The following is a 5571-nucleotide window of genomic DNA, read 5'->3' on the forward strand; positions in this document are numbered from 1 at the left end:
GGGTCGTGGGGGTGGTGCGGCGGGTGCTCGCTCATGTGGTGTCGGCTCCACGCCGCGCAGGCAGTGCGCTGACACCCTCAAACCGGCGCTTGTGTGCCCTGGCGAACGCCTGCCGTTCTCACCGCCACTCACAGCCGCTCACAACGATCTACAGGTACCGCTTACAACCGCCCACCTCGGCTGTCGGCGGATGCGCAGCATCACGGCCGCCCTCTCCGATGACAGCGGGGTTCGTCGATGGTATTGATGTGGGTGGGCTGCCGTCTGAGACACAGTCGACGGTGTCATCGCCGCTCGTGTCATTGCGCGGGTGACACGGCACCGGTGGTGACATCGGCGGCGGCTGCCATGACCGTGCCGACGGAGCGGTATGACGCCGGCGCCGGCGATGGCTCCGGCGTTCCTGACACCGCGGCGCCGCGTCGATGTCAGCCGCCACCACGAGCGTGAGTCGCTGTGAGTGGCTTTGAGTGTCACGCCGGCCGGCGTCATCGCTGCGCCTCCGCTCGACGCAGGGTCACCGGCACGCCGCCCGCCAGCGATTACACGCCCTCCACGAGGGCGTCGCAGCCCAGGCCAGCCGCATTGTCACCCGTCGCCGTCAACGACGGCGGTCGATGTAAGAGGTCGCGTGTCAGGCGTGGGGTCGCGGCGCCCGCGTTGGTGTCGGACCTGTCCTGGCCAGCGCTGTGAGGTTCGTGTGTGCCGGCCGTGGCGTAATCGGCGTCCCGACGCCACCGTGACACGACGGCGGTGTCGGCCGACGATTCTCTCTGACACTGGAGTGGTGACATGAGCGTGTCCGACACGGACTGGCCCGCCTCGCCCCTGGACGCCGCCGACGCCGCCTTCGTGGCGCTGACGAGCGACCCGACGCCCCTGTCCATCGACCTTGACATGTTCGACCCGGACGACGGCCTGCCGTCGGGTGTGATGGCCATGCCGGCGGTGCGGGACTGGCTGCTGCAGCATGCGCGCGCCTACACGGCGCGTGACGTGTTGTGGCGGGAGTTGATCCGCCGTGCCCGAATGTGCGGGCCGCAGTGGGTGATCGCCGCAGTCGGGATGGCGATGCCGGCGCTGCGCCGCTACGCCGGGCAGCTGTGCGCCGGTTATCGCGGCGACCCGGACGACATCGACGCGGAGATCCTGACGGGCTTCCTGGCGGCGCTGCGCGACCACGTGGACGTGGCCCGACCGGCGCCGTACGCGGCGTTGTGCCGGGCCGGATGGCGGGCCGGTCACGAGCTGCGGCAGCAGGCCAGCGAGTTCACGCCGTTGGAAGACGTGGACCACGTCACCGGGCCGCGCATCCCGAAGGTCCCGTACGGGCATCCGGATGTGCTGGTGCGCCGCGCGGTGGGCCTGGGGATCCTCGACCCCGTCGACGAGGAGCCCTACATCGAGGTGCGGCTGGGGCGGCGGGCGGTCGAGCCGATCGCCGCTCGGCTCGGCATCACTGCGGACGCTCTGCGGATGCGGCTACGGCGCATCGACACCCGCATCGCCGACGCCTTGGCCCGCGGGCTGCTCACCGGCGTGTCGGCCCTGCAGCCCGCTGACGAGCTGGAGGCCGAAGCGCAACGCCGGGCCGCGCTGCGCCGGGCCTGCGAACGCCGCGCTCTCGCCCAAGTGGCGACGGCGCAAGCCGCGTAGACAGCAGCCCCCAGTTCCCAGAGAAGACCGGCGACGAACCGAACAACGGCGGCGCTCTCACCGATGGCCATGGCGAGGGCGCCGCAGCTCGTTTCCGGGTACGTCCGCTCCCCGGTGGGTTGACGACATCGGTGACCCTGCCGCCGGTATGGGCTGAGCCGGCCGGACCAATAGTCCGGGGGACGGCTTCGCCGCCACCAGCCCCGCATTCACAGGAACTCACAGCGGCTCACAGCGTGCCGCTCGTCGTCTCTTTGCCCTGGGTGCGCTGGCTATGACGGACATGTCGGCAACTCATAGTGCGGGGAGCCCGACGGCTCATGCCCGCCGCTCGAAATTTGCCGCGGGCCGGGCGTCTGCATGTTCGGGTCCGGCGGTGCGGGTCAACGGTCGTCGCTGAACAGGTGGTGCAGGTACCGCTGCGGGTCGGCCAGGAACGAGCGGGTCAACACCACCGGCTGCGCCTCGTCGTAGCTGACCTCGCTGATGGTGCCGGTGACGTCGATCTGCAGGATCCGCGCGTGCGGTACGGCCAGCAGGATCGGTGAATGGGTGGCCACGACGAACTGCGAACCGGTCTCAGCGAGGTCGCGGATCCGGGTGAGCATTGCCAGGCAGCCGTGCACCGACAGCGCCGCCTCCGGCTCGTCGAGCAGGTACAGTCCACGCGGCCCGAACCGGTGGGTAGCCAGGTCGAGGAATGACTCACCGTGGGAACGCTCGTGCACGCTGCGGCCGCCGTAGCTATTGCCGACACCGAGGCGGTCGATCTCAGTGGCCACGTTGTAGAACGACTCGGCGCGCAGGAAGAACCCGGTGCGCGGCTTACCGATCCCGCGAACCAGCCGCAGGTACTCACCGAGAGGTGACTCTGTGGCGCGGGTGCTGAACCGGAAGTTGGCAGATCCGCCCTCGGGGTTGAACCCCGCCGCCACCGCGACCGCCTCGATCAACGTCGACTTGCCGGTGCCGTTGTCGCCGACCAGAAACGTCACCGCCGGATCCAGCTCCAGCCGGCCCGCCGCCCGCAGCCCTGCGACGACCGGCAGCGTGAATGGATAGCCCGACAGGTCCGCGTCGGCCTCGGCCAGCTCCACCCACCGCAGGAAACCGCCGCCGTCTCGACGTCGGGCCGACGCACTGGGATCGGTCACCACCACGCGACCCCCTGCTCCGCCGCCATGTCCTCCACCGCCTCAACGGTAGTTGGCGGGCAACCCGCCTCGCCGCCTCAGCGGCTGACGCAGCCGGCTCACCGCGTCAAGGTGCAGCAAGCCGTGCCGAGCCACGTACCTTCCGCTCTGTGAGGCCCGACGCATCAGCTCCAGCCAACGGTCACCCTGGGTAGTTGCAGGAAAGTCCCCTCCTCTGTCCGCCCACCCGGAGTTGCTGGTGTCCGCTGGCAGCGCGCGGGACTGTGAGCTGCGGTGTGAGAGTCGCGGGCCGGATGGTGAGCGGCTGTGAGTCGTCCAGGCGTTCGCCAGCGCACACAAACGGCGGTTTGAGGGTGCGGAACCACCACGCCCCGTCCGTGGCGTCGATCAGGTTCCGCCCGCCGCCGGGCCCGGGAACACGTCGGGCCGTCGTGAGCCGGGCGCCTCGGGTGCCGCGCAGTGCTTGGTGCGCTGACACCTCATCGAACACGCCGCTACCCGACAAGGGAGGACGCGCTCCTCCCGAGGACGGGCCGGTTGATGGCGTTCCCCCTGCCTGCGCGCCCGGCGGCGGTCTCCCCTTTCCTGACCGCCCGCTAGCGCCCCAGCATGCCGTTGCACGGCGGCCGGGGCCGGAGGTGAACCCACCATGTCTCGCATCTCGGCACGTCTTCGTGCCCTCACCCACTCCCGTACCGCCCGTTGGGCCGGCCGCGTCGCCGCCGTCACCGGTGCGGTGATGCTGTTGCTGACGGCGCCCGCCGCCGCGTACGCCGACACCGGCGTGCCGGTGCTGGCGGTGAACTCGCTGCCGGTCGTGATCGCGAATCTGCAGTCGTGGCTGATCGGCATCCTCGCCGCCGTGGCCACCCTGTTCCTCGTCCTGGCCGGTGTGTACTGGGCCACCGCTGGGGGTGACCCGGCGCAGGTCGACAAGGCCAAGGGGGCGTTGAAGAACGCTTTGGTCGGCTACGGCCTGGCGGTCCTCGCGCCGGTCCTGCTGCAGGTCGTCCGGGGAATCGTCGGGGGCTGATGCCGTTATGGGTTGGCTGCTCGATCAGATCCTGGACTGGCTGGCGGCGGCGATCCTCGCGTGCCTGGACGCCCTGTTCGGGGTGATCAGCAGCGCGCTGCTGGTCACCCCGAACGTCACCGGCCTGCCGCAGGTGCAGGCGCTGACCGGCCGTTCGGTCCTCGTTGTGGACACCGTCTTCGTCCTGGCGTTCGTCGCCGCCGGCGTGCTCACCATGACCGCCGGCGGCAGCGAAACCTCCCGCTACACCGCCAAAGACCTCGTCCCGAGGCTGATCGTGGGGTTCGTCGCCGCGCATTTCTCCCAGTTGTGGTGCGGCATGCTCATCGACCTCGCCAACGCCCTCACCGCCGCGCTCACTACGCCCGAGGGTGACAGTGACGGGGCGTTGCGGGCGATCAAGACCCACATCACCGCGGGGCAGGACAGGACCGCGGTGCTGCTGTTCGTCGTCTGCGTCGCGATCATCGCGTTCCTGCTCGCCGGCACCGTGTTCAGCGTGATCGTCAGGTTCGCCGCCGTGCTCGTCCTGACGGCCTTCGCTCCCCTGGCCCTCGCGTGTCACGCCCTGCCGCAGACCGATCCGATCGCCCGGCTGTGGTGGCGCTCCTACGCCGGCACCCTCGCGGTGCCGGTCGTGCAGGGGTTCACCCTCTATGCCGGGCAGTGGATGCTCACCGACCCCGACAACCTGCTGCCTGTGCTCGGGCTGCCGGTGGATCCGGGCGGGGTGATCAACCTGTTCGTGGTCATGGTCATGCTGTGGACCACGCTGCGGGTGCCCGCCCTCATGCGCCGCTTCGTCTCCACAAGCGGCGGTGGCCGGGGCGCCAACATGATCGGCGCGGCGGTGCGGGTGATCGTGGTGCAGCAGGCCACCCGGTCGATTCCCGGCCTCGGCCGCGGGCTGCGGGCGGTGGGCCGATGAACCACCACGACACGAAGGCGGTGCGGGCGAGGATGCCCGCCGACGTCGACGCCCCCGACAAGGTGCTCTACGGGCTCACGTTCCGCCAGCTGGCCATCCTCGCCGTCGCCGCCCTCGCCTTCTACGGCGCCTGGCGAGCGCTGCACGATGTCGTGCCGGCGCCCGTGCTGGTCGGGGTGGCCATCGTCGCCGGTGGCCTGGTCTTCGGCGTCGCGGTCGGCCGCCGCGACGGCCTGCCCTTGGACCTGTGGCTACTCGCCGCCGTCCGCCACGCGCGGGCGCCGCAGGCGCTGTCGACCACCGACACGACGTCGAAGACCCCGGAGTGGGTGCAGGCGCCGAAGACGAAGGTGATGCTGCCCGGACCGCTGAAGCTGCCCGCCGACGCCATCGACGAAGCCGGCGAGATACGGCTCGGTGCCGGCCGGGCGGCGATGGTCGCCGCCACCAACGTCAACCTCGCCCTGCGCACCCCGGACGAGCAGGCCGCACTGGTCGACACCTTCGGCCGCTGGCTCAACAGCTTGTCGACCCCGACGCAGATCGTCGTGTCCGCGCAGCCGTTCGACCTGCACTCCCACGCCCGCACACTGGCCCGGGCAGTCGAGGCGCTCCCCCATCCGGCCCTCGGCGACGCGTCAGCCGACCACGCCCGGTTCCTCGAGGATCTCGCCCAACGGCGGGACCCGCTGCGTCGGCAGGTCCTCATCGTCACCCGCGCCGGCACCGGCGAGCGGACTGCCCACTCCGCCCGGCGCCGGGCGGACGACACCGTCCGGGCCCTGTCCGGGCTCGGCGGC

The 5571-nt window shown here is 70.9% G+C and carries 5 protein-coding genes; 4 read left to right on the forward strand and 1 reads right to left on the reverse strand.

Translation table 11 applies throughout. The annotated features are described in order from the left end of the window. Positions 1–792 precede the first annotated feature (792 nt). A complete protein-coding gene (locus tag DKL51_RS04435) occupies positions 793–1656 on the forward strand; it encodes a hypothetical protein (protein WP_124811754.1) in 864 nt (287 codons plus the stop codon). Between the two features lie 383 nt (positions 1657–2039). On the opposite strand, the gene DKL51_RS04440 is transcribed toward DKL51_RS04435, so the two are convergent. Further along, entirely contained in the window at positions 2040–2810 is a 771-nt protein-coding gene (locus DKL51_RS04440; RefSeq protein WP_243420796.1) for an AAA family ATPase, read from the reverse strand. Between the two features lie 649 nt (positions 2811–3459). Here DKL51_RS04440 and DKL51_RS04445 point away from each other — a divergent pair. The 3 genes from DKL51_RS04445 to DKL51_RS04455 form a co-directional block, all read left to right on the forward strand. Next, the gene (locus tag DKL51_RS04445; protein ID WP_109965653.1) at positions 3460–3843 is read left to right on the forward strand and encodes a pilin; all 384 of its coding nucleotides are present in this window, start codon (positions 3460–3462) and stop codon (positions 3841–3843) included. Positions 3844–3850: 7 nt separating this feature from the next. Then, a complete protein-coding gene (locus DKL51_RS04450) occupies positions 3851–4771 on the forward strand; it encodes a TrbL/VirB6 family protein (RefSeq protein WP_124811755.1) in 921 nt (306 codons plus the stop codon). Beyond that, positions 4768–5571, forward strand: an 804-nt coding sequence (locus tag DKL51_RS04455) for a PrgI family protein (RefSeq protein WP_148097725.1), incomplete at its 3' end; no start/stop codon positions are given. The genes DKL51_RS04450 and DKL51_RS04455, both read left to right, overlap by 4 nt.

The sequence above is a fragment of the Micromonospora globispora genome (assembly GCF_003857015.1).
GTDB classification, from domain to species: Bacteria; Actinomycetota; Actinomycetes; order Mycobacteriales; family Micromonosporaceae; genus Micromonospora; species Micromonospora globispora.